Below are 24,656 nucleotides of genomic sequence, written 5' to 3' on the forward strand. Positions count from 1 at the left end.
GGGAAGATGCAAAGCAAAAGGGATGCCTCGGCATCCCTTTTTACTGCACGTCTGACATGGTTATCGCCTCAAGATCAACTACTCGCTGCCGCCCTGTACGCCGGTGACGCGCACCTCGACCCGGCGATCCGGCCCAAGGCAGTCGATGAGCGCCGCCTTCGCCTTGATGGCATCACACTGGTTGCCGGTGACCGGATTACTCGCGCCATTGCCCTGGATGCTCACCTTGTCGGCAGGCAATCCCTTGCTGATCAGAAAGTCGGCAACGGTTTGGGCCCGAGCTTCTGACAACCTCTGATTGTTGGCATCCGAGCCGATGCGGTCGGTATACCCCATCACCACCGCACTGCCATCCTTGGGCTGCACGTCGACGATCTGCTGGTAGAGATCGTCCAGCGCACTCATCCCCTCCTGTTTGAGGTCCACTTTGCCAAAGGCGAACAACACATCGGAACTGAGGTTGAAGGTCTGATCCACCACTTCCGGTTCGGCCGGTGGCGGGGGAACCACGACCGGGGCGGGCGTGGGGGCCGCTTCTTTAGGTTGGCTGCGGTTCGGGTGGATCACCAGCTCCAGCGTGGCGGTGCTGATGTCGCTGACCCAGCGCTGGGTACCGCTGTTGGCTTTGCCGTTATCCGGATCATCGCCAACGCGCACTATGTAACGGTAGCGTGCCTGCAGATCGACCCAGTCATGGAGCCGGGCCGTCACTCCCAGACCCGCCAGCGGCGCCAGGTTGTCGTCCCCGCCATTGACCGACTCGACGTGATAGATATAGCCACCGCCCTCGGCAAAGAGCGAGAACATCTCGCTGAGCGGCAGGCGGCCAATGACTGACAGCGTGGCTCCCTTGCTGTTGAAGTCATGGCCGCTGATATCCCAGTCACCGGTGGAGAGATAGCCAATCTCTGCCCCCAGATTTTCCGTGAAGTTGTAGCCGCCAAACAGGGAGAGCGCAGTCGCATCCTTGCCGACATCCTGACTGAAATCATTCAGATTGTGGGCAATGGCCCAGCCACCGCCAATCCCGGCATACCAGTCGTGAACCGGTTCCGCTTGTGCGCCTGTGCTCGCCAATGCCAGTGCAATCCACACAGGTTTTACTCTTATGTTCATCGCGTATCCTCGTCGATGTTTGGTGTAGTGAGGTTGCCTGCTGGTCAAACCCCACACTTATGTATAGGTGACGGGCTGTTTTTAACCACCAAAGAGGTATGGGGGGCGACACGCCGTGAACCATGGATGCGAGACGGGAAGTGGAAGAGCAAAAGAGGGTTACAAGGTGGGCGAATAAGCGGCAAGAAAAAGGAGGCCAGGTGGCCTCCTTGTTATGTCGGACTGCAGGATTATTGTTGTACTTGCTGCACGCCGGTGACGCGTACTTCTACACGGCGATCCGGCGCCAGGCAGGAGATCAGCTGAGCCTTGCCCTTGACGCTGTTGCACTGGGTACCGGTGACCGGATTGGCTTCACCGCGACCTTCGATGGCAACTTTGCCAGCCGGCAGACCTTTGCCAACCAGGAAGTCGGCCACGGTACGGGCACGCGCTTCGGATAGTTTCAGGTTGTAGGCATCAGAGCCGATACGGTCGGTGTAACCGACGACCACGGCGCTGCCATCTTTCGGCTGAACATCAACGATCTGCTGATACAGCGTATTCAGCGCTGCGACACCTTCTGGCTTGAGGGTGGATTTGCCAAAGGCAAACAGCACGTCAGAGCTCAGGGCGAAGTTCTTGTCGACCAGTACCGGCTCGGGAACCGGCTCAGGCGCAGGGGCGGCAACCGGGGCAACATAAGAGGTACGGTTCGGGTGCATCACCAGCTCCAGGGTCGCGACGCTCATGTCGCTCTCCCAGGTTTTCTGCTCGTCACCCAGATTCCACAGATAGCGGTAGCGTGCCTGCACATCGATAAGGTCGGAGAGCTTGGCAGTCAGACCCAGACCCGCCAGCGGTGCAGTGCCGTTGTCGCTGTTGCCATTGCCGTTGACGTGATTGAAGTAGGCACCACCTTCAGCAAACACCGAGAAGATATCGCCCAGCGGCAGGCGGGCGATACCGGAGAGGGTTGCACCCTGGGTTTTGAAATCGGCACCGTCAACGCCCGCTTTACCGGCGTAGAGGTAGCCCAGTTCCGCTGCGTAGTAGTCGTTGAAGTTGTAACCGCCGAACAGGCTCAGCGCGGTGGCGTCTTTGTCAGTGTCTTTGCCAAAATCATCCAGACCGTGGGTATATGCCCAACCTGCACCAACACCGGTGTACCAGTCATCGGCAGCCTGAGCTGTGGTGCCTGCGGCGGCGAGCGCCAGTGCAATCAGGGTAGGAGCCATTTTGAGTTTCATCGGTTTATCCTCGTTGTGTTAGCCCATGTCGGGCAATGCACTTGTTTTTATTGCTGCGAAAAATCGCCAGCAAAGTGGATAGCGAAGGCTTTGGACTCTCATGATGCATTGGCGTCATGGACAACAGACCGGACAAGAAGCGCTTTTTAGTGCTTATCCAATACCTTACAGGCGCAACTACTTTATGCTTTCGAGACGGGGCAGGCAAGGGCAGGGAGGCGGGACTGAGGGATGCAAGCGAGAACGAGACAAACAAAAAGGGATGCCGCAGCATCCCTTTTTTTCGCACTATCTGAACGAGGTCAGATTATTGCTGAACTTCTTGTACGCCAGATACGCGAACTTCTACGCGACGATCCGGAGCCAGGCAGGAGATCAGCTGAGCTTTAGCAGTTACGCCGTTGCACTTGGTGCCGGTAACCGGGTTAGCTTCGCCACGACCTTCGATGGCAACTTTGCTGGCAGCCATACCTTTGCTCACCAGGAAGTTGGCAACGGTACGGGCACGGGCTTCAGACAGCTTCTGGTTGTAAGCGTCGGAACCGATACGGTCGGTGTAACCAACAACAACAGCGTTGCCATCTTTCGGCTGGAACTCAACGATTTGCTGATACAGACCGTTCAGGGCTGCAACGCCTTCCGGCTTCAGGGTATCTTTGCCGAAGGCAAACAGCACGTCTGAGTTCAGGGCGAAGTTCTTCTCTACCACTTGCGGAGCAGGAGCCGGCGCTTCTTCAACAACCGGAGCAGCTACCGGAGCTACGTAGGAAGTACGGAACGGGTGGTATACCGCTTCCAGAGTAGCGATGCTCTGGTTGGCTTTGTAACGCTCACCGTTGGCGTGCAGGTCAGCGACGTCCCACATGTAGCGGTAGCGAGCTTGCAGATCCAGCGCGTCATTTACCTTGTAAGTCACACCAGCACCGGCCAGCGGGGAAACTTTAGTGTCGCTGGTACCCAGACCATCGGTGTGACCCCAGTAGGCGCCGCCTTCAGCGAACAGGGAGAAGTCGTTGCCAACCGGCATACGGGCGATACCGGACAGGGTGGCACCCTGGCTCTCGTAACGGTTGCCGTCGGTGTTGCCACGACCGGTGTACTGGTAGCCCAGTTCGGTACCGAAGTTTTCGGTGAAGTTGTAACCCATGAAGGCGTTGGCAGCAGCCGCGTCTTCCTGGCCTACATTGGTGCTTTCCAGCTTGTTCAGGCCGTTGAAGTGAGTAGCACCGACACCGGCACCGAAGTAGATGTCGTCAGCGGCGTGAGCAGCGGTAGCACCCAGAGCAGCCATGGCGATGGCGATCATGGAAGGAGCCATTTTCATCATAAAAAAATCCTCGTTGAGATCGCACGTTATTCACGTGCTTCACACTTTGTAATTTATGTAAGCTGCAGGCTCCGCCGTACGGCTGGCGTCGAGTCTGGCAGATGACCCGGTATAACCGGGTTGCACACTCTCCTGGTGTGTCGAGTGCGCTGGCATGGCACGCAATGCGTGAGAAACCACTGCCAGGCAACTGATGTCATTCCGATGACGAGGCGCACTCTATGCCGATTTTAAAACATGATCAAGCTCACAAATGAGCCTTGTGGCAAATTGTGTCGTGACCTTAAATGGCTGTTTATCCAGATTAATTAGTGATCCAGATAGGCCCTGTGCAGTTTCTTTTCCAGCTTCATATAAGCCTGAACCCAGTCGCTATGCGGGTTGGCTGGATTCGCTCTGGCGGCAAAGACCGCGAGGTAATCTGTCTGGGTTGCGCTCTGCAGCAGGGGGGTAAATGTCATCAAGAAATGTCGGGCCAGATAGGGGTCAAGGGGCCAGATGTTGAGGATGGCGCGAGCCACAGGCTGAACCGCAGCTGAACAGATGAAATGACGGTGTCCCGCCTCCAGCCAGTCGGCCATCTCGCACATGCCCGATTCGGGCACCAGACCACCATCACCCGAGGTGGTTGCCAGAGCAATTGCCTGACCATTTACCGTGATGAGCTGCCCATTGTTATGCAGGGTGCCGTCGTGGCTGCGCAAGGCCAGGTCCGGGCATGCCTGTTCAAGAAACAGGCTGCAGCTCTCCGGCAGGGCGGCCAGCAGTTCGCTGGCGTGGCTGGACATCAAGGCCGGAAGCCAGAATGCTTCGGCGCGATATTGTTCACCTTGCAGGCGCTGTTGTGCCAGTTCTTCTGTGCTGGATACGGGGTGCAGGCGAGAGATAATGCCGGGAAACGCCATACTTATTCCTCTTAATGGGTATCCGGCGGATTATACGAGTTATTGGGGGGGCCACAATAAAGGTTTCTTTTCGAGACTGTTTACCTGAGGCGGCTGAGCGATTACCATCCCCCCTTGAAGGCAAGGGTTGTCGCCGAAAGGCGCTCATAAGATAGAGGCTCGACCATAACGAGTCCGAACAAAACTGATACACTTGACTACGAGTCGTCGCGAAAAATAAAAGGCGGAGTAAATCCGCCAAACGGAGTATGGAACATTATGAATTCAAATATCGTCACTGTTGGCAAGAAGATCCGTCAGATCCGTGAAGCGGTCGGTTTGAGCCGTCCGAAGTTTGCAGATTTGCTGGGTGTTCCTCCCACCACGCTGAAAAACTACGAGCTGGGTTACCGTGAAGTTGGGGGCGCCTTCCTGGTTGCCCTGGCGCACCACCCGGATCTGCACAAGTTCACCCTCTGGCTGCTGGCAGACAAGAAAGTCGCCGAAATCGGCCAGATTGGCCCGGATGACCTCGCCAAGGCGTGATCATCGATGTGAATAGAAATGCCGCCTTCGGGCGGTATTTTTTTGGGTTGCCGATCGATATTTTGATCTAACACGCTTTGAATTATCCATGCAGGCCAACGAGAATAAGCGGCCCCGAAAAGTGGGCCCCTGGTGGTATCTGGCCACCCGAACACTATTACATTCAGGATGATATGAGCAATCGTATGGAGTATGGGTATGAGCAGTAATGAGTTGGATAAACGCTATGGCCTGATGACTGCCATTGCGATGGTGGTCGGCGTGGTGATCGGCTCCGGTGTCTTCTTCAAGGCCGATGATGTACTGCGTCTGACTGGCGGTAATCTGGCCATTGCGCTGCTGGCATGGGCGCTGGGGGCATTTTCGATGATCTTCGGCGCGCTGGTGTTTGCCGAGTTTGCCCAGCGGATCGAAAAGTCCAACGGTATCGTCGATTATGCCGAAGCGGCATACGGCAAAATGTTTGGTTATCTGGTGGGGTGGTTTAAAGGCGTACTCTATTACGCCCCTCTTTCCGCCATCCTTGCCTGGGTCGCCGCTCTGTACACCATGATCTTGCTCGGTAGTGATAATCCGACCAACTCTGGTGCGACCTGGATACTGGCGGCTGTCTATATGACGGTCACCTATCTGATCAACTTCTATACCCCGGTCCTGGCGGGCAAGCTGCAAGTGGGCTCTACCCTGATCAAGTTGATCCCGCTGATCCTGGTTGCCATTGTGGGCACCATTTCAGGTTTGCTCAATGGTGTCACCGTGACCAACTTTGTGCAGGCAATGGATGGGATAGGAAGCACCGGAGGCACTCTGGCCACGGCCGTGGTTGCCACCGCCTTCGCTTATGAGGGGTGGATCGCCGCCGTGACCATCAACAGCGAAATTCGCGATTCCAAGAAGAATCTGCCCAGAGCGCTGGTGATTGGCACCCTGATAGTCTTTGTGGTCTATGTCACCTATTTTCTGGGGATCGCCAGCGTCTTGCCGACGGACGAGATAGTGGCGCAAGGGGATAACGCGGTCAATCTCGCGACAACCAGCCTGTTTGGCGGGACTGCCTCGACCATTTTGACCGTGTTCGTGATTATCTCCTGCCTCGGCACCCTCAATGGTCTGGTGTTGGCGACCATGCGCATTCCCTACTCGCTGGCGATCCGCAATCAGGGGCCGGCCCCCAAGTGGATGAGCCGTATCGAACCGCATCACCACATGCCAATCAACTCGGCCCTCGCGGCAGCACTGTTGTCGGTGATCTACTCAGTGCTGTGGTACTGCAGCATCAACGAGACATTCGGTCGTTACATCGCCCTGGACGAGATGCCGATCGTGCTGATTTATGGCCTCTATCTGTTCCTCTATGTCTGGTACATGCGCACCTTTACCGAGTTGGGCTGGATAAAGCGGTTTGTGATCCCGACCTGTGCCACCCTGGGCGCGCTCATCATTCTGTATGGCGGTATCACCAATCCCAGTCTGGGACTCTATCTGCTGGTCTCTGTGGGGGTGATTCTGCTCGGGTTGCTCTTCTACCGTAAGGAGTGACCGGGTAAGTGAGTTGAAAAAAAAAGCGCCGAATGGCGCTTTTTTCATGTGTAAACCGCAGCATGTCGACAACTAACTGCCCAGCAACCCGAGGCGGCCCAGTTCATCCTTGAGCTGATCGAGATTGCGCTCGACGCAGGCTTCCCCCTCGTTGATGGCATCGCTGGCGCGATGAAAATCCATGATGGAGAAGCTGCCAAGGCGCGGACAGAGCTGGATCTCCGGCGGATCACCGGCCATCCGGGCGCGGGTGATCCGCTCCTGCATGATGTTGATGGAGCCACTCATCACGCTCCACAGACCCGGGGTGGCTGGCGCGGATTCACCGCGATTGAGCCACTGGCTGAGCAGGCCGCCGCTGCCGGGTTGATCCGGCTCGTCGGTCCAGGGTTGGTGCATATCGGTGTTGAGGTTGACCGCAATCACCACCTCGGCCCCCATGGCGCGGGCCAGCGATATGGGCACCGGATTGACCACGGCGCCATCGACCAGCCAGCGGTCGTTGATCCGGGTCGGGGTGAGGATCCCCGGCATGCCGCAGGAGGCGCGCACCGACTGGCGCAGCGGGCCCTGTTGCAGCCAGATCTCGCGGCCGGTATCGAGTTCGGTGGCGATGCAGGCGAAGGGGATGGGCAGGTTCTCGAGATCGGGATCCCCCAGATGGCTGGCGGCAAGGCCAAATACCTTTTCGCCGCGAAACAGACCGCCGGAGAGGGCCGGGTCGAGCAGGCTGACCACCTGCAGGCGGGTAAAGCCGCGCACCCAGGTTTCCAGTCGATCCAGTTCACCGGCGGCATAGGCGGCACCGACAAAGCTGCCGATGGAGCAGCCAGCGATCAAATCCGGTTTGATGCCGAGACGTTCAAGGGCGCGGATGACGCCGATATGGGCCCATCCTCTGGCGGCGCCGCTCCCGAGAGCGAGCCCTACGCGGGGTTTACGTGGCACGACAGTCCTCCAAAAAAGGGGTTGAGGGCTCAGCTTACTCCGAGAGTCAGGAGGCGTCACCCTGCCATCTTTCGCTGCGGTTGCGACCATTGGCCTTGGCCTGATAGAGCGCCACATCGGCGCGGCGTACCGCTTCGTGCAGGGGAAGGTTCTCCTGGTGGGGCAGATAGTCGAGGCTGATGGTGACCTCCAGCCCGGGTTCGATGGCGGCCCAGTCGTGATCCGCCACCGCCTTTCTCAGCCGCTCCGCCAGCTCGCCGAGCTGCGTTGCATCAGCGCGGCCAATCAGCAGCAGAAACTCTTCGCCCCCCCAGCGGATCAGGCGATCAGTGGGTCTAAGCTGCTGCTGGCAGATCTGCACCAGCCGGATCAACACGATATCGCCGACGGCATGGCCAAAGTTGTCATTGACCCGTTTGAAGTGATCCGCATCGAACATCAGGATCCCCGCTTGCAGCCGGGCCAGATCGCCCGCCTGTTCCAGCAGCACCAGATAGTGGCGGTTGAAGGCACCGGTGAGGGCATCGTGGCAGGAGAGGTAATTGAGCCGCTGGTTGAGGCGGTGGGATCTCAGGTTGGAGAGGGCGGCCAGCAGCATAAAGAGGATGGCGAGCAGGGTCGGCGTGGACTGGCAGAGCATGGCCCACACCAGCGGCAGCAGGGTGACGTTGTGCACCAGTCGCAACGGGGTATCTGGGATTGCCATGGTCAGCTGCAATGCCCCTTGCCGCCATTGGTATTCGTCGGTCGGCTCGGGGTCTTGTGGCACCACGGGCTGGTGTGCGCTGCTGGCCAGCACCTGATGGTACTGATTGAGCAGCAGATACTCACCCAGCGCCGGTGCCAGCTGATTGAGCTGCGATTGCAAGCGTGAGAGCAGGATGTCCATGCTGATCATCCCTACCAGCGAGCCGTCCTTGTAGAGAGGCTGGGACATGGTGACCATGGTGCCCAGTCCGGCAAAATCTTCGTAGGGGCGGGAGAGAATGGTGTCCCGGCTGGGGTTGGGTGACATCAGCGCATCTTGCCAGTAGTGCTTGTCATAGATGCTGCGGGCAAAACGAAACTGGCTGGAGGGGATCCAGGGATAGAGGTAGATAAAGTTGTCCACGCCGGTGAAGTAGGCCCAGGCGATCTCGCTGCCCAGGCGCTGGCTGGCGGTGGACAGCAAGGGGGAGAGGCTCAGGGCCAAATGAAGTTGCGCCTCCCGCGCACTGCCGGGGGGCGGCAGCGGGCCGTCACCGGTGAGGTTGCCCGCCAGTCCGGCTGGTAAATCACCGGGGAGCTTGTCGAGAGCCAGCCCCTCTGGCAGCGCCTCGATATGGCGATAGAGCTGGCGGGTGAGCACCGACTGGGGGTCGCTGCGCAGTCGCTCTTCGGCTTGACCGCGCATCGCCTCCAGAAACACTTCGGTCTGTTTGAACCGATCCCGCAGGTAGATGGCGCTGTTGAGGGTATCGCTCTGGTAGAGGCGTTCTATCTGTTTCAGGCTTTGCCGCAAGGTCAGACCAATCAGCAGGATGACCACGGCGAACAGGAGCCAGGTCAGGCGTGTGAGAAAGCGGTGGTCAGACATTTTGGGCATAGGCAGTCAGTCGGGTTGCGAAGGAAATTGTCGTTAGTGTATGCGATGTGGCGTGAAAACAAACGGCGCGACCTGAAACAGAGTGAGCTTATCCCGCTCTTGTTACGTTTTGTCACATTTATACATAGTCACGGCATAGTCTGGGGCTAAAATGGCCCCAATCTGGATTTACCCTCTCACTCTTCATGGACTGTTCGATGAAAATGCGTATCTGGCTCGGCTTGGGCCTTCTTCTAATCGTGGTTGCCGGCGTCTGGGCGCTGCGTCACAGCGAACCCGCCGCCAAAGCACCGACCAGACAGGTCAATATCCGCACTCAAACCGTCAAGCAGAGTCTGGCCGAGCCGACCCTCAAGCTGGTGGGCAAGCTGGCAGCCAATCGCTCTGTCATCATCAGCCCCGAAGTGACCGGTCGCATCGTCAAGATTGCGGTGCAATCTGGTCAGAGCGTGGCGAAGGGGGAGACCCTGATCGCGCTCGATGCGGGCAAGCAGCAGGCTGAGCTGGCCGAGCAGAGCGCCAGTCTGCGCGACGAGAACCGCAAGCTGGGGGATATGCGCAAGCTGGTGGCCCGTGGCGCCGTGACCCAATCCGAGCTGGAGGGGCAGGAGGCCACCGTGGCCCAGGTGCAGGCACGCCTCGATGCCGCCCGTTACGAGCTCTCCCTGCGTACCTTGCAGGCGCCCTTTGCCGGTACCGTGAGCCTGATTGACTTGAGCGAAGGGGCGCTGGTCAACAGCGGCGATACCCTGCTGCATCTCGATGAACTCGACAAACTGCGCCTCGATCTGGCGGTGCCGGAGCGTTACCTCTCCCTGCTGCGCCCGGGCATGGCGGTTACCGCCACCAGTACCGCCTGGCCGGATCAGCAATTCAACGGCACCCTGACCACCCTAGATAGCCGCGTCTCCAACGATACCCAGAACATCAAGGCGCGGGTGATGATCCCCAATGGCAACGGTCAGTTGCGCCCGGGCATGCTGCTCAATGTGGAGCTGGCACTGCCTGCCCAGCAGCTTACCCTGATCCCCGCCCAGTCGGTGGAGTACGCCGGTGAGCAGCGCTTTGTTTACCGTCTCGAGGCCGATGGCCGGGTCAAGCGGGTGCCTGTGGTACTTGGCGAAACCGAAGGGGAGACCGTCTGGGTCACCGAGGGGCTCAAGGTCGGCGATCGCATCGTGGTCGAGGGGCTGGTCAACCTGCGTGATGGGGTGCAGGTGCGTGATCTGGCCGAGGTGAACGGCTGATGTGGCTCTCCGATATCTCAGTTCGCCGCCCGCTGGTGGCGGTGGTGCTCAGTGCCCTGCTCACCGTGTTTGGTCTGGTCGCCTTCAGCAAATTGACGGTGCGGGAGATGCCGGACGTGCAGATCCCCTCGGTCTCCATCACCACCACCTATGAGGGGGCGGCCCCCTCGGTGATGGAGAGTCAGGTCACCAAGCCCATCGAGGATCAGCTCTCCGGCATCAGCGGCATCAAGAACATCAACTCCATGACCCGCAAGGGGCGCTCGATGATCACCGTCGAGTTCAAGCTCGGCTGGAACATGGTGGAGGGGATCTCCGATGTGCGCGATGCCCTTTCTCGCGCGCGGCCACGGCTGCCCGATGATGTGGACGAGCCGCTGGTGACCAAGGACAGCGGCAACGGCGATGTGGCGATCTGGCTCAACTTCAGCAGCAGCCAGATGGATCGCACTGCCATGACCGACTACGCCAACCGCGTGTTGGTCGACCCCCTGAGTCTGGTGGACGGGGTGAGCGAAGTGGCGCTCTCCGGCGATCTCACCCAGGTGATGTATGTACGGCTGCGGCCTGCGGATATGGCGGCCCGTGGCATCACGGTGAGCGATGTGGAAGAGGCCCTCAAGCGGGAGAATATCGAGCTGCCGGGTGGCGAGATCCGCAATAACTCCATGACCATGGCGGTGCAGATCGCCCGTCTCTATCACACAGCGGAAGATTTCCAGCAACTGCAAGTCACCACAGCCGCCAACGGCCAGAGCGTCTATCTGGCCGATATCGCCGACGTGGAGGTGGGAGCCAAGAACGAAGACAGCGCCTATCAGCGCAACGGCAAAGAGAGTCTGGGTATCGGCATCGTCGCCCAGTCCACCGCCAACCCGCTGGCAGTGGCACAGGGGATCGAGAAGAAACTCGGCGAGATGCAGCGCTTCCTGCCGGAGAGGGCCAAGCTCGAGGTGGATTACGACTCCACCATCTTTATCAAGCAGGCCATCGACGAGGTGTACGAGACCCTGGCCATCTGCGCCGTGTTGGTGGTGGCGGTGCTCTATCTGTTCCTCGGGCAGGGGCGCACCACGCTCATTCCAGCCATTACGGTGCCGGTGTCGCTCATCTCTGCCTTTATCGGCGCCTGGTATTTCGGCTTTTCCATCAACCTCATCACCCTGCTGGCCCTTATTCTCGCCATCGGCCTGGTGGTGGATGACGCTATCGTGGTGGTGGAGAACATCCACCACCATCTGCAGCGGGGTGAACCGCCGCTGCTGGCCGCCTGGCACGGCACCCGCGAGGTGGGCTTTGCGGTCATCGCCACCACCGCCGTGCTGGTGATGGTGTTTGTCCCCATCGCCTTTATGGATGGCATGGTGGGGCGGCTCTTTACCGAGTTTGCGATATTGCTTTCGCTTGCGGTGCTCTGCTCCTCGCTGGTGGCGCTGACCCTGACCCCGGCCATGGGCTCCTGGCTGATGCGCCCGCTGGATAAACCGAACCGACTCACCGCCGGGCTCGATCGCGGGCTGGGCTGGCTGGAGGGGCACTATCGCCACCTGCTGGCGTGGGTGCTGCGTCGCTCCCGCTGGACGCCGCTGGTGCTGCTGCTTTGTCTGGGCGGTATCGGGGCCCTCTTTGCCCAGCTGCCGACCAGCCTTACCCCGACCGAGGATCGCGGCGTCATCTATGTCTTCGTCAAAGGGGCAGAGGGGACCAGCATCGAGCGGATGAAGCGCAACATGCAGCAGGTGGAGTCCGCCATCATGCCGATGCTGGGCAAAGGGGTGGTGCAGGCGCTGAGCTTCAGTACCCCCGCCTTTGGCCGTGGCGGCGATCAGACCGGTATGGTGATCATCCAGCTCACCGATTGGGCGGAGCGCGATGTCACCGCCACCGAGTTCTCCCGCTCGCTGGGTGCCAAGCTCTCCGGCATTCCCGATGTGATGATCCGCACCTTCCAGCCCGGCTTCCGCGGTGGCTCCACCGCACCGGTGCAGTTCGTGCTGCAGGGTAACGACTATGCCGAGCTCTACCAGCAAGGGTTGGCGCTGCAACAGGCGGCGCAGGGCAGCGGCCTGATGCTGAGCCCGGATCTCGACTACGCCGAGAAGACCCCCGAGCTGCAGGTTACCATCAACCGCGACAGCGCCAGCCAGCTCGGCATTCCGGTCTCCACCGTGGCCAACAGCTTGCAGACCCTGCTGGGCGGGGCGAGCAAGACCACCTATGTGGACAGGGGTGAGGAGTATGACGTCTACCTGCGCGGCAATCAGACCGAGTTCAACGGCATCTCGGATCTCGGTCGCATCTATCTAAAAGCCGCTAATGGCGAAATGGTCAGTCTCTCGACTCTGGCCACCGTCAAGCAGGTGGCGACCGCCAATCGCCTCAACCACTACCAGCGGCAAAAAGCGATCACCCTGACCGCCGATGTGCATCCCGACCACACCCTGGGTGAGGCCCTCGATTTCCTCGATGGCTGGGCCAACGCCAATCTGCCCACCGGCATGACGGTGGATTACGCCGGTGATTCCAAGGATTACCGCGACAATCAGGGTGAGATGGTGCTGGTCTTTGGCCTCGCCCTGCTGGTGGTCTATCTGGTGCTGGTGGCCCAGTTCGAGAGCACCCTGACCCCTGCGGTGGTGATGGTGACGGTGCCGCTCGGCATCTTCGGCGGCCTGCTAGGCCTCTGGCTGACGGGGCAGGAGATGAGCATCTACAGCCAGATCGGCATGATCATGCTGATCGGCATGGTGACCAAGAACGGCATCCTCATCGTCGAGTTCATCAACCAGCTGCGCCAGCGCGGCGAAGGGTTCGAGGAGGCGATCATCGCAGGCTCGGTGCGCCGCTTGCGCCCCATCCTGATGACTTCGCTCACCGCCATTATCGGCGCTGTGCCGCTGATGCTCTCCATGGGGGCAGGCTACGAGAGCCGGATGGCGGTGGGGACTGTGGTCTTCTTCGGGCTGTCGCTGGCCACCCTGGTCACCCTGCTGGTGGTGCCCGCCATCTACCATCTGATCGCCCGTCATGCTGGCATGACAGGGGCGCGGGATCAGCAGGTAGACGAAGCGCTGGCCGCCAAGGGGGCAGGGGAGTCGCACCCTCCGGCGCTCTGACCTCAATCCTGACGGAGGCCAGTAAATCAGCCTCATCATCACAAGGGCGCCTGCGGGCGCCCTTGCTATTGCGGGCGGCGGCCTATTCCGCGGGATCTATAGGGACAAAAAGCCATCGCTCCCCTTGGCCGCAATCGGTATAATGCGCGACCCGAATTGTTCCAGGTGGTTAAAATGCAGCCGGTTACCAACCTTTTCTCCTATCCCCGCTATTGGGCCGAGTGCTACGGCACGGCGCCCTTCCTGCCCATGTCCCGCAAAGAGATGGACAAGCTCGGTTGGGACAGCTGCGACGTCATTCTGGTGACGGGGGATGCCTACGTGGATCACCCGAGCTTCGGCATGGCGGTCATCGGCCGGATGCTGGAGGCGCAGGGCTTTCGGGTCGGCATCATCGCCCAGCCGGACTGGTCATCGAAGGATGACTTTATGCGTCTGGGCAAACCGAACCTCTTCTTCGGGGTCACCGCGGGCAACATGGATTCCATGATCAACCGCTACACCTCCGACAAAAAACTGCGCCACGACGACGCCTACACCCCGGGGGATGTGGGTGGCAAGCGGCCGGATCGCGCCACTCTGGTCTATACCCAGCGCTGCAAGGAGGCCTTCAAAGAGGTGCCGGTCGTTATCGGCGGCATCGAGGCATCCCTGCGCCGTATAGCCCACTACGACTACTGGTCCGAGACCATCCGCCGCTCCATCCTGCTCGATGCCAAGGCCGATATCCTCATCTACGGCAACGCCGAGCGGCCGCTGGTGGAAGTGGCCCACCGCATCGCGGCGGGGGAGACCATCGACACCATGCAGGATATTCGCGGCACCGCCGTTATCCGCAAGGAGCCGCTGCCGGGCTGGAAAGGGGTGGATTCGAGCAAGCTCGACCAGATTGGCCGCATCGATCCCATCCCCAACCCCTATATGGAAGGGGCACCCTGCTCGGATGATGCCACTGAAGCGGCCCCTGCCGCGCAGGAGGCCCAGCCTGTGCTGGTGCAGCCGCCCAAGCCCAAGCCGTGGGAAAAAACCTATGTGAAGCTGCCGGCGTTCGAGCGGGTGAAAGAGGACAAGGTGCTCTATGCCCACGCCTCGCGCATTCTGCACCACGAGACCAACCCCGGCTGTGCCCGCGCCCTGTCGCAGGCCCACGGCGATCGCATCGTCTGGGTCAACCCGCCCGCCTTCCCGCTCGAAACCGAGGAGATGGACGGCGTATTCGGCCTGCCCTACCAGCGGGTGCCGCACCCGGCCTATGGCAACGAGAAGATCCCGGCCTTCGAGATGATCAAGACCTCGGTCAACATCATGCGCGGCTGCTTTGGCGGCTGCTCCTTCTGCTCCATCACCGAGCACGAAGGGCGCATCATCCAGAGCCGCTCGGAAGAGTCAATCCTCAAAGAAATCGAAGATATCCGCGACAAGGTGCCGGGCTTTACCGGTGTCATCTCGGATCTCGGCGGCCCTACCGCCAACATGTACAAGCTGCGCTGCAAGAGCCCCAAGGCCGAGCAGACCTGCCGTCGCGCCTCCTGTGTCTGGCCTACCATCTGCCCGCACATGGACACCGACCACAGCCCGACCATCAACCTCTATCGCAAGGCGCGCGACCTCAAGGGGATCAAGAAGATCCTCATTGCCTCCGGCGTGCGTTACGACATCGCGGTGGAAGATCCCCGCTATATCAAGGAGTTGGCCAAGTATCACGTCGGCGGCTACCTCAAGATCGCGCCGGAACACACCGAGGAGGGGCCGCTCTCCAAGATGATGAAGCCGGGCATGGGCAGCTACTACCAGTTCAAGGAGCTGTTCGACAAATACTCCAAAGAGGCGGGCAAGCAGCAGTACCTGATCCCCTACTTCATCTCCGCCCACCCGGGTACCACGGATGAAGACATGATCAATCTGGCGCTCTGGGTCAAAGAGAACCGCTTCAAGCTCGATCAGGTGCAGAACTTCTACCCGTCGCCGCTCGCCAACGCCACCACCATGTATTACACGGAGAAAAACCCGTTAAACAAGGTGAGCCGCGAAGGGGGCGATGTGTTTGTCGCCAAGGGCGAGCGCCGTCGCCGCCTGCACAAGGCGCTGCTGCGCTACCACGACCCCGCAGGCTGGCCGATGATCCGCGAAGCTCTGCTCGCCATGGGCAAGGGCCACCTGATTGGCAACGGCCCGGGTTGTCTGGTGCCGGCAGAAGGTAGGAATGAGCGGCGCAACGAGCGTGCCGCCAGTGGCAAGGGGATGAAACCGGCCCTGACTCGCCACAGTAACATTGCCCATCAGCGAGGCAATGGCACAGGCAACAAGCCGACGGGCGGCAAGCCGGTGGGTTCCCAACTGCAGAAAGGGGCGGCTAATGGCAAACCGGCCGCACAGGGTGAAGGCAAGAATGCTGGCCAGAATGCGGGTAAGAGCAAACCTGCCGGAAAACCCGCCCATAAGGGTAAAACCCCGACCCGCGCTGGCTCTGCCAAGCCGGGGGCCAAACCCGTAGCTCAAGGCGGCAAGCCTGCGGCCAAAGGAAATGGTGCCAAGCGACCGGCTCGGTGAGTGTTTCTAATTGGAAAGCGATAGAAATAAAAAGGCGACCAGATGGTCGCCTTTTTTATTTCAGCTATCTCGGATTTATTAGCTATGGATTATAACGAGTTGTTTTTTACATTCTATGGCCTTATTTTATCTATCACAACTGTTATTGAGCCAAGTACATCATAAGGCTGATGATATCCATAAAATCCTTCTTCATCTGAGTAAAAAATATGACTTATGTCGGGAAATATATCCGGATCAACAGGATGTATTGCATTTGGATTATGATACATGATAAGTCCATCCGACCATGATTCTTCATAATCTTGGTCATCAACATCTTTAGAAAATGGTATTGGGTGAATTGCTTCGGGATCGGGATTATATAGGAATCCATTTCTAATCATTTTCACATTAGCACTTCCTAGTCCTGCAATCTTGCCCATTCGATTGAACTTAGGTATGGTGGCTTGATTGCTAAACATGACTGCACTAATATTTTCAGCTTGTTCTTGATAGAAGAAGCCAGAAGGGATCTCTTTTCCATTCCAACGGTGAGTTTTTATTTTATGAGAGTTTGGTTTGCCATCAATAATTCTATTTCTCATACCATATAAGTATTCAGATAATGCAGTTCTAGACCAAGTCATTGCATTTTCATTATGATAGTCATGAATAGCTAAAACTAATGGGTGGCCTGCAACGTGCTCTTTTTCCCAATATCTTTTTTTTAACTTGCTATAGAGTGGACTTCCAAACTTTATTGGCATGTAATCATTTAATCTTTCCTCTATCTCGTCATATGTTTGAGGTGGTGGAAGATCTGGTCTATTAATGTTTTCTGACGGGTTTACAGTAACAGCTTCTATGAATACTTTTTTACCAAAATAAGAGACTTCAAAGTCTGGAACTGGGTGATTGTTTTCAACCAGTAGGCCTGCATTATGAATATAAACATGTAAATATAATTCCCACAATCTAGCTTGAAAATTTACAGATTGGAACTCTCTTTCGAAATGACCATCATTATCTATAAATGAATTTGCGATCTCTGAAATAATATTTCTTGCTGCCTCATATCTGGGCTCATCTTTAAGTATGAGGTAGCCATTATGTTGCTCTTCTTTGGGTATTTTATCCTTAAACAATTCAAAGCCAGCATCTACTTCATCGTATTGAGGATATATATCCTGTACTTTCCCTAAGTAATTGTTGTAAATCTTGTTAGATAGAGCCTCTCTTGCTTCTTTCGGGGTTGAATAGAATTCTGTTCCAACCTCAATGCAACGAAACAATCTTCTGGTATCTCTACCTAGTAAAATGTATCCATAATCATTGTCGGTTACATCTCTAATTACAGTTCCTAGAAGCTTGTTATCAAAAAATGAATACCACTCAACCTCATCAGCTAAGAATCTGACCATAGGTTGACGGCAATAACAATATGCGTCAAACTGTCTTCTAGTTAAATTTTTACCATAAGTAAAAATGTTTTTAGACTGATTGGCTAGTTTATTTGCTTCATGCAGGGAATGTCTTGATGCTTTTAATTTTGCTTTTAATTTTTTCTTTCTTTTTTCACTTTTAGTGATTTTTGTCATATGTGCCTTCAATATTTTTGATGATTTTTGGGAGCTTGTACTCACAAGGATTTAATCTATAAAAGCTAAATGACTACATGTTTTCTTTTTGCTTTTTTATACTTATCTTTTATCTTATTTGGCTCTAGTGTAAGTCCATATTCCATCAAAATAAAAGAGGCTAGATGCCACATTTTTTCTGGAGTATCTGGTTGTGCTAGCGCATAAGTCCCAAGATCTACAAGAGAAACCCATTTAGCAACATCATCTAGACCTACTGGAGATTGCGCACCATAAATAAGCTTTGTTGATTCTTGCAAATCTAAATCTTGGGATTTGAATACTGGAGGATGCCAACGTCCGCCTTCAAGTGGCATACATACTGCCGGGTCATAAATTAGACCATCAATTTCAATCCAAGAATGATCAAAGTATTTATCACCAGTTTTAACTTCACCAATACATAATGTGTTTTCTATATTTTCTTCATTTAAAATAATATGAAATATAGCTGAGGTATCGTGGCACCCACCTCTATAGTTTATAGCTATTATCCAGTTTAATAACGTGATATATATTTTAGCTACAGTTTTATCTTTCTCAGATAGAGTTTGATTATTTATACCTACTAACCATTTGTGCATGAATTACCCCAATAGTTGTTTATGAGTAAACTAATGATGTCTTTGCTCTGACTAAGATATAAATACGTTTACCCGTGCATTACAGCTTCCAATATGCTCCCTTGACCTGCGCTGGCAGCAACCCATCGCAGCTCAACAGGTTCTGAATGGCCATGGTAAGCCAAACGAAACTGCCGAGGCGAGGCTTAAATTGACTCAACTATCAGAAATTAATCATTTTTTGCGCTTGATCAGCAAATGGAGCCGGAAGGCGGCTTTATAGCCATATCCCGCTTTGGCAAGCAGGGGCGGGGAGTGAATTGGGGCGACCTGCTGGTCGCCCCTTGTTATCGCCATATCCGGCGTGCGAAGGGTTAGCCGTTATAGCCGTAGCAGCGCTTGAGCTCCTCGAAGTCGTAGTAGTGGCTGCCGCTTTGGTAGGGCTGGCAGCCGGTTTTAAAGGCGATCTCCTTTTCGTTATAGAGCATCTTGACCAGCACCTGCCGCTGCCCGTTCTGGTAGATATCCCACTGAATATTGGCGGTATAGGGGGAGACCCAGCCGCCGCGCCACTCGTTGTTCTGCTGGCTGAACAGTTGATCCGGGCTGGCCCCCTGACGGCTCCCTTCCAGCTTCATCAGGGCTGCGAGGGGGATAATGGCTTCGGCGTGGGCAAAGCGCAGGGTGGCCCGTCTGCTCTGCTCGCCTTCCACCACTTGACGTTGCACCTCGCCAAACAGGCCGTCGAGCAGCGGCTGGGCAATGGCGTAGGGGGCGCTCTGGTTGGCAAAGCTCGGCCCCTTCTCGTAGAAATCTTCCGCATCGGAGAGGTAGGAGAACCAGGCAGACTCTTCCGGGGTGAGGAACTGCTCCAGCGCCCAGGGTTCGCTGCCCTGTGCCTGCGCTTCGCGGATCATGCCGGGGCCGATGATAAAGAGGTTGTAGAGCATCAGGGCGGCATCCACCTCGTCGCGCACATAGGTCATGCCGCCATCTTCCGGGTTGACGGCGACAAACTCGACGCCGCCCGCCAGATAGTCGACAAAGCCCTTGCTGTAGATACGCTCCAGCATGCTGCGGGCCATCTCTTTGGTCTTGCTCAGGTTTTTAAGCTGATCCAGCGCCCTGGCCAGCTCGGGGGCTGGGGCGATTGCGGCATCTTCGTCGCCGATAAAGCGCTGGTAGCTCTCATAGGCGGGCAGGTAGCGGGCGTAATCCCCCTCGGGCGTGGTCTTGTGGAAGTAGAGCTCGAACTTGTTGACCAGCTTTTTGTCGATCTTCGAGGGGTCATCCTGCGTGAGGTAGCACTGCGCCGAGTCGCTGACATAGTTCACGTCGCGCTTGAGGCTCTCCATAAAGTAGAAGGCGCTTTCGTTGGCCCTGTCCTTGCCCGAGGTGACCACCTTGATGCAGTGGGGCTCGCTGCTGTTGAGCAGGGACGGCAGCCGCGCCGCCAGCCGGGTGGCGAGATTGGCGTGCTCCTCCTTGCCCAGCGCCGAGAGCAGGCCATAGCCCAGTTTCTGGTTGGCGGCCGTCACCAGATCGACCTTGCCTCCCAGCCCCTGCCCGAGAGTGGTGAGCGCCCCCTGACGCTGTGCCTCTTCCCATACCAGCTTGGTCAGCACGTCATATTTCGGGCTGGAGAGGGAGCGCGAGCCGTGGCGCGCCACCATTTCGGTAAAGACCGGGCTGAATCCCTGAGGCGCTGGCTCGTAACTCTCCGCCTGCTGCTGCGGGCTGTAGACCGCTTTGGTGCTGTATTGGTAGGCGGTTTTGCCCTGGCTGTCGGCAGACGATTCGTTCTCTGACTGGCAGCCGCCAAGCAAGACCAGCGAGACGGCTAAAGCTACATAAGAAGAGCGCGGGAAAGTCATGATGTTCCTTATCTATCCATATGAAAAATAAGTGAAAAACTCTATGGCTTGAAAATGACCGCGGGATGTCAGCCAGATGACAGGCTGATGACTTCTGATAAAGCAGTAAGCAAGGGGAGGGGCAGAGGATGGCTACAGGGAGGGCAATAGAGGCTCAACCAACCACTGCGCCTATCACGGCTGAGTGGTCAGTGAGCGCGTTTGGGATGGGGGCTTATTGTCTTACCTCCTGCCCCTTGGCGTTCTGCAGGGTGTGAAACAGGTAGTGATCGTCCCGATCGTAATAGACGGTAATGGTGTGGCGCTGGGTGTAGTCCGCCGCGACCCCGGCTACTGTCATCGGCACCAGGATCAGCTCCCCCAGCCCCAATGTCACGGCGCTCGCCGTGGCCTGGCCATTGCCGTCAGCGCGCTTGTGGATCTTGCCGAGCACGGTAAAGCGATCGCAGCCCTGCACCTTATCCTCGGTCAGAAAGGCGGCCTGCTGGCAATGCTGGGGCTCGCCCAGCTCGGCGCGAATGGTCGCGCGGGTTTCCCCCGATACAAGGGTGTTGCGAAAGCGCCCCGCGTAGTGATCGATGGCGGCGGCACAGCCGCTTAGTAGCCAAATCAGCAGCAGCGGTGTGAGCCGCAGGCAGGCGCGTATCATGGGCGGGTCCCGCCCTCTGCCAGAGGCGCATCACCCCTCCGCCCGGGTTCGCTGCGATGCAAAAAGGTGGTCAGGGTATCGCGCGGCGGCGTGATGCCACACTGCACCAGAATCCGCCCGATGGCTCCCCTGTGATAGCCGCCATGAGTTACCAGATGGAGCAGCATTTCATCGCGGCTCATCTGCCCCTTGTCACCATCGACAAAGCGAAACGAGAGCGGGGTTGCCCCCTCTTGCGGGCTCAGCGCCGCGACGTAATTCACCAGCCAGTTATCCAGTTCGGTGACTGCGCTGCGCAGGGCGCTGAGGGTCGGTGTCTCCGGCGTATTGGTGGCGGTAAAACCGTGGCGTTCCCCCAGCAGATTGGCCTTGAAGATGGCATCGACCACATGGATATGGTTGAAGATCCTGAGGCAGGTGTGGTGTGCCTCGCCATATTGCTGCGCATCGAGCGTGGCGATGGTATCCAGCAGTTCGCCATCTGCCCAGCGTTTGTAGTGAAAGAGGGATTGCAGTGTCTTGTTGCTCATCGCGTCCTTGCCCTTGTCGCTTCGTGAAGTGCGGCATGGTAGCCAAAATGGGCTCAATACGAAACCCGTTCTGCTGCTGTTCTGCCCCCCGCCATACAAAAAGCCCCGAGAGCAGGGCGCTTTCGGGGAAGAGGAAAAACATCGACAAGGAATTACAAAGGCATTGGGTCAGGCCTGAACGGGAGCAGGCATCGACCTTTTTGACAGCAGTGAGTGCCTAGACTAGCTTGGTTTTCTTATGAGACCCATCAAATCTGTTCACTGTTGACCATAACCGGAAGGATCCGACATGAAAGCGATGACTGCAGCCCTTTTGCTCCCCCTGATTCCCCTTGCCGTTCAGGCGGGTGCGCCCGTGTGGATCACGATTGGGGCCGATAGCGGGGTTGAACTCAAGCAGGTCAATGCCAAGCTCTCCCCCCTGTTCAGTGCCAGCGGGGCGCCCGTCCAGCTGGCCCAGATTGAGGCAAGCGAGCTTGGCTCCCTCTCGCACCTGATGCACGAAGGGCACCAGCGTTGCGGTGGCTATGTGGTGCACACGACCCTGGCCGATGCGCTGCAGAGCATGGCCCAGCCCCTTAGCCAAAACCTGTTCAGCGCACCGCCATTGACCCAGGGGGCCAGTGTCAACCGGCTGCTGTCCCATCTGGATCAAGGCAATATCGCCAGAACCATCAGCAAGCTATCCGGCTGGCGCAACCGCTACTACACCACCCCCACCGGCACGCAATCCGCCGACTGGGTGGCCAGTCAGTGGCAGAGCCTCGGCAGCACCCTGCCATGGGCCAGCGTCAGCCGGGTCAAACATAGCGGCTACCCGCAACAATCGGTGGTGCTGACCCTCAAGGGAAGCCGCTATCCGGACGAGGTGGTGGTGCTCGGTGGCCATCTCGATTCCACCGCAGGCTCGGCCCCCAACAGCAAGACGCTGGCCCCCGGCGCCGATGATGATGCCTCCGGCATCGCCACCCTGACCGAGGTGCTGCGGGTCATCGCCGAACAGGGCCGCCAGCCGGAACGCACCCTGCAATTTATCGGCTATGCGGCAGAGGAGGTGGGCTTGCGGGGCTCCAAGGATATCGCCAGTCGCTACAAGGCGGCTAACACCAGGGTATTGGCCGCGCTCCAGCTGGACATGACCAACTACAAGGGCTCGGCGAACGACATCGTCTTTATGACCGACTACACCGACAAGGGGTTGACCGGCTACCTCACCCAGCTGATCGATGCCTACCTGCCGCAAGTCAGCTATGGCTATGACAGCTGTGGCTATGGTTGCTCGGATCACGCCTCCTGGCACAATCAGGGCTACCCCGCAGCCATGCCGTTCGAGTCACGTTTTAGTGAATACAACCCCAGGATCCACACGGCGCAGGATACGTTGCAAAACTCGGATCCCTCGGCTGGCCACGCTCTCAAGTTTGCCCAGCTGGCGACCAGCTTTGCCGTTGAAATGGGCAAGATAAACTGAATCACAGGCCGCTGCGCAAGCCAAAAGGAAGGAAGTCTCGACTTCCTTCCTTTTTTATCTACCCTGTGCGGCTTTGCCCCTGCCATACAAAAAGCCCCGAGCGCTGGCGCTTTCGGGGAAGAGGAAAAACATCGACAAGGAATTACAAAGGCATTGGGGTCACACCTGAACCGGATCAGGCATCGACATAGAGCACCTGACCGCTAATAAAGCCATCGACGGAGCGCTCAAACGCCTTGCCGACTAAAGCGCCCGGCACCGGCTGGAAGCCCGGCATCATCTCGCCATATACGTCCCACGCCTCTTCCAGTACGGTCGGGTTGACCACATTGATGCGAATGCCGCGGGGTAGCTCGTGGGCCACGCACTGGACAAAGGTATCGATGGCGCCGCTGGTGGTGGCATCGGCAATGGCCAGCGGGATCGGCTTGATATTGAGGATGCCGGAGATCAGGGTGAAGGAGCCCCCCTGATTGATGTAGTTGAGGCCGATATTGACCAGATTGATCTGCCCCATCAGCTTGCTCTGGATGGTTGTTTGCCACTGCTCGTCGCTCATCTCGCCAAAGGGGGCGTATTCGCAAAATCCTGCGGTATTGACCACCGCATCGAAGGAGCCCACGTTTTGGTAGAGCCGCTCGATGGACTCTCTGCTGGTGATATCCACCTGAAAATCACACCCCTTGCCGGAGCGGCTGGCGGTGATCACTTTGTGCTTGCCCAGACCACTGAGGGCGGCTTGCCCCATTTTCCCCTGAGCACCAATCAGAATGACAGTTTTCATCGTTAACCTCGCTTTGCTGGAAGAGCTGCAAGGTTAGAGAGCCACTGATACAATGTAAATCATGGGTGATTTGTATGTGATACAACTGAAATTGGTGAGGTAAGGGTGGAGAAGATCGATATCAGGCAGATGCGGGTGCTGGTGCTGCTGGTGAGATACAAGAGTGTGTCGCGGGTGGCCGAGCTGCTGGAGATCTCCCAGCAGGGGGTGAGCAGCCATCTGAAAAAGCTGCGCGATCTCTTTCCCGCCGAGCTCTTTATCCGCCAGAGCGCTGGGTTGCAGCCGACCGATTACGCCTGCGAGCTGGCCGCCAGGTTCGAGCAGATCCTGGCCGATATCGACGGGGTCTTTGTGGCAACCCCCTTCGATCCCGCCAGCAGCCAGCGTACCTTCAGGGTGATGGCGAACGAATATGCCCAGCTCGCCATTATTCCAAGGTTGGCGAGCGCCCTGCGCACTCAGGCGCCCTCCATCCGGCTCGATGTGGTGGACTTTCAGGCCGAGCAGCATCTGGAGGCGCTGACCAGCGGCGAGGTCGATCTGGTGATTGGCTTTGATGCCTATCTCGACCCGGGGTTGCTGCGCGCCACCCTGCGCCGGGATCACTACTGCTGCGTGCTGCGCCGCGACTCCCGATATCTTCCGGACAACACCCCGCAGGATCTGGCGGCCATCCCCTTTGTGCAGTTTGCCAACAGCGTCGGCAATTTCGAAGGGCAGATGAGCCCGCAGCAGGTTGCCAGCGCGGCGGTGGCGACGCTCCCCTGTTACACCTCGCTGCAAGCTTTTATGTCGGTCAATGACGTGGCGGCTTGCATTCCGTCGGCCATCGCCGCCCTTGGGGATTTTCGCACCGTGGCGATGGCCGGGGCGCCGCAGCCGTTCGAGGTGGTGGTCGGCAGACACCGCAAAAGCCAGGGCAATCTCGCCATCGAGTGGCTGGCCGAGGTGATCAAGTCGGTCTGCGATCTTGCCATGCCTAGATAACATCGCTGTTTGCACAGAGCTGCACACGCCAGCCAGTGCGCTAACGGCAGGCTGGATCTGCGGGACAAATCCTGCGATGGTGCGGGCAGTTA

At 57.6% G+C, this 24,656-nt stretch carries 19 protein-coding genes; 7 read left to right on the top strand and 12 right to left on the bottom strand.

Features of this window, described 5'->3' with window-relative positions:
* Positions 1–78 precede the first annotated feature (78 nt).
* From I6L34_RS16705 to I6L34_RS16720, 4 genes are all read right to left on the bottom strand, one after another.
* Positions 79–1,116, bottom strand: a complete 1,038-nt coding sequence (locus I6L34_RS16705) for an OmpA family protein (protein WP_075115728.1) — start codon at positions 1,114–1,116, stop codon at positions 79–81.
* A gap of 230 nt (positions 1,117–1,346) precedes the next feature.
* A complete protein-coding gene (gene ompA / locus I6L34_RS16710) occupies positions 1,347–2,345 on the bottom strand; it encodes a porin OmpA (RefSeq protein ID WP_216955014.1) in 999 nt (332 codons plus the stop codon).
* A 307-nt stretch (positions 2,346–2,652) separates the two neighbouring features.
* Positions 2,653–3,672 carry a porin OmpA gene (gene ompA / locus I6L34_RS16715; RefSeq protein WP_013723997.1) on the bottom strand — a complete coding sequence of 340 codons (1,020 nt, stop codon included), beginning with the start codon at positions 3,670–3,672 and terminating at the stop codon, positions 2,653–2,655.
* A gap of 308 nt (positions 3,673–3,980) precedes the next feature.
* Positions 3,981–4,577, bottom strand: a complete 597-nt coding sequence (locus I6L34_RS16720; RefSeq protein ID WP_216955015.1) for a hypothetical protein — start codon at positions 4,575–4,577, stop codon at positions 3,981–3,983.
* Between the two features lie 258 nt (positions 4,578–4,835).
* Between I6L34_RS16720 and I6L34_RS16725 the strand changes: the two genes are divergently transcribed.
* Together I6L34_RS16725 and I6L34_RS16730 are read left to right on the top strand one after the other, a co-directional pair.
* Positions 4,836–5,102, top strand: a complete 267-nt coding sequence (locus tag I6L34_RS16725; protein WP_005338367.1) for a DNA-binding transcriptional regulator — start codon at positions 4,836–4,838, stop codon at positions 5,100–5,102.
* A 198-nt stretch (positions 5,103–5,300) separates the two neighbouring features.
* Positions 5,301–6,641 carry an APC family permease gene (locus tag I6L34_RS16730; protein WP_005338365.1) on the top strand — a complete coding sequence of 447 codons (1,341 nt, stop codon included), beginning with the start codon at positions 5,301–5,303 and terminating at the stop codon, positions 6,639–6,641.
* A gap of 72 nt (positions 6,642–6,713) precedes the next feature.
* Here the strand turns inward: I6L34_RS16730 and I6L34_RS16735 are convergent, their stop codons facing one another.
* Positions 6,714–7,589 carry a patatin-like phospholipase family protein gene (locus I6L34_RS16735; RefSeq protein WP_005338362.1) on the bottom strand — a complete coding sequence of 292 codons (876 nt, stop codon included), beginning with the start codon at positions 7,587–7,589 and terminating at the stop codon, positions 6,714–6,716.
* A 46-nt stretch (positions 7,590–7,635) separates the two neighbouring features.
* Positions 7,636–9,174 carry a sensor domain-containing diguanylate cyclase gene (locus I6L34_RS16740; RefSeq protein WP_216955016.1) on the bottom strand — a complete coding sequence of 513 codons (1,539 nt, stop codon included), beginning with the start codon at positions 9,172–9,174 and terminating at the stop codon, positions 7,636–7,638.
* 197 nt (positions 9,175–9,371) lie between these two features.
* On the opposite strand from I6L34_RS16740, the gene I6L34_RS16745 reads away from it, so the two are divergent.
* The 3 genes from I6L34_RS16745 (at position 9,372) to I6L34_RS16755 (ending at position 16,087) form a co-directional block, all read left to right on the top strand.
* The gene (locus tag I6L34_RS16745; RefSeq protein ID WP_040065810.1) at positions 9,372–10,421 is read left to right on the top strand and encodes an efflux RND transporter periplasmic adaptor subunit; all 1,050 of its coding nucleotides are present in this window, start codon (positions 9,372–9,374) and stop codon (positions 10,419–10,421) included.
* Entirely contained in the window at positions 10,421–13,537 is a 3,117-nt protein-coding gene (locus tag I6L34_RS16750) for an efflux RND transporter permease subunit (protein WP_216955017.1), read from the top strand. The genes I6L34_RS16745 and I6L34_RS16750 overlap by 1 nt, the downstream gene beginning before the upstream one ends.
* Before the next feature lie 174 nt (positions 13,538–13,711).
* On the top strand, positions 13,712–16,087 hold the full coding sequence (locus I6L34_RS16755; RefSeq protein WP_216955018.1) for a YgiQ family radical SAM protein: 2,376 nt from the start codon (positions 13,712–13,714) through the stop codon (positions 16,085–16,087).
* A 113-nt stretch (positions 16,088–16,200) separates the two neighbouring features.
* Here the strand turns inward: I6L34_RS16755 and I6L34_RS16760 are convergent, their stop codons facing one another.
* From I6L34_RS16760 to I6L34_RS16780, 5 genes are all read right to left on the bottom strand, one after another.
* Positions 16,201–17,667 carry a glycosaminoglycan attachment protein gene (locus I6L34_RS16760; RefSeq protein ID WP_216955019.1) on the bottom strand — a complete coding sequence of 489 codons (1,467 nt, stop codon included), beginning with the start codon at positions 17,665–17,667 and terminating at the stop codon, positions 16,201–16,203.
* Between the two features lie 65 nt (positions 17,668–17,732).
* A complete protein-coding gene (locus I6L34_RS16765) occupies positions 17,733–18,290 on the bottom strand; it encodes a hypothetical protein (protein WP_216955020.1) in 558 nt (185 codons plus the stop codon).
* Between the two features lie 353 nt (positions 18,291–18,643).
* The gene (locus I6L34_RS16770) at positions 18,644–20,143 is read right to left on the bottom strand and encodes a histidine-type phosphatase (RefSeq protein WP_216955021.1); all 1,500 of its coding nucleotides are present in this window, start codon (positions 20,141–20,143) and stop codon (positions 18,644–18,646) included.
* 214 nt (positions 20,144–20,357) lie between these two features.
* Positions 20,358–20,792, bottom strand: coding sequence for a hypothetical protein (locus I6L34_RS16775; protein WP_064337011.1), 435 nt, complete (start codon positions 20,790–20,792; stop codon positions 20,358–20,360).
* Positions 20,789–21,322 (bottom strand): DinB family protein, encoded by a 534-nt coding sequence (locus tag I6L34_RS16780; protein WP_216955022.1) that lies wholly within the window; start codon positions 21,320–21,322, stop codon positions 20,789–20,791. The genes I6L34_RS16775 and I6L34_RS16780 overlap by 4 nt, the downstream gene beginning before the upstream one ends.
* 289 nt (positions 21,323–21,611) lie before the next feature.
* On the opposite strand from I6L34_RS16780, the gene I6L34_RS16785 reads away from it, so the two are divergent.
* On the top strand, positions 21,612–22,793 hold the full coding sequence (locus tag I6L34_RS16785) for a M28 family metallopeptidase (protein WP_216955023.1): 1,182 nt from the start codon (positions 21,612–21,614) through the stop codon (positions 22,791–22,793).
* Between the two features lie 175 nt (positions 22,794–22,968).
* Here the strand turns inward: I6L34_RS16785 and I6L34_RS16790 are convergent, their stop codons facing one another.
* On the bottom strand, positions 22,969–23,577 hold the full coding sequence (locus I6L34_RS16790; protein WP_216955024.1) for a short chain dehydrogenase: 609 nt from the start codon (positions 23,575–23,577) through the stop codon (positions 22,969–22,971).
* Between the two features lie 105 nt (positions 23,578–23,682).
* Between I6L34_RS16790 and I6L34_RS16795 the strand changes: the two genes are divergently transcribed.
* The gene (locus I6L34_RS16795) at positions 23,683–24,564 is read left to right on the top strand and encodes a LysR family transcriptional regulator (protein ID WP_216955025.1); all 882 of its coding nucleotides are present in this window, start codon (positions 23,683–23,685) and stop codon (positions 24,562–24,564) included.
* Positions 24,565–24,656 lie beyond the last annotated feature (92 nt).

This window comes from Aeromonas sp. FDAARGOS 1404 (genome assembly GCF_019047085.1).
GTDB lineage: Bacteria > Pseudomonadota > Gammaproteobacteria > Enterobacterales > Aeromonadaceae > Aeromonas > Aeromonas veronii.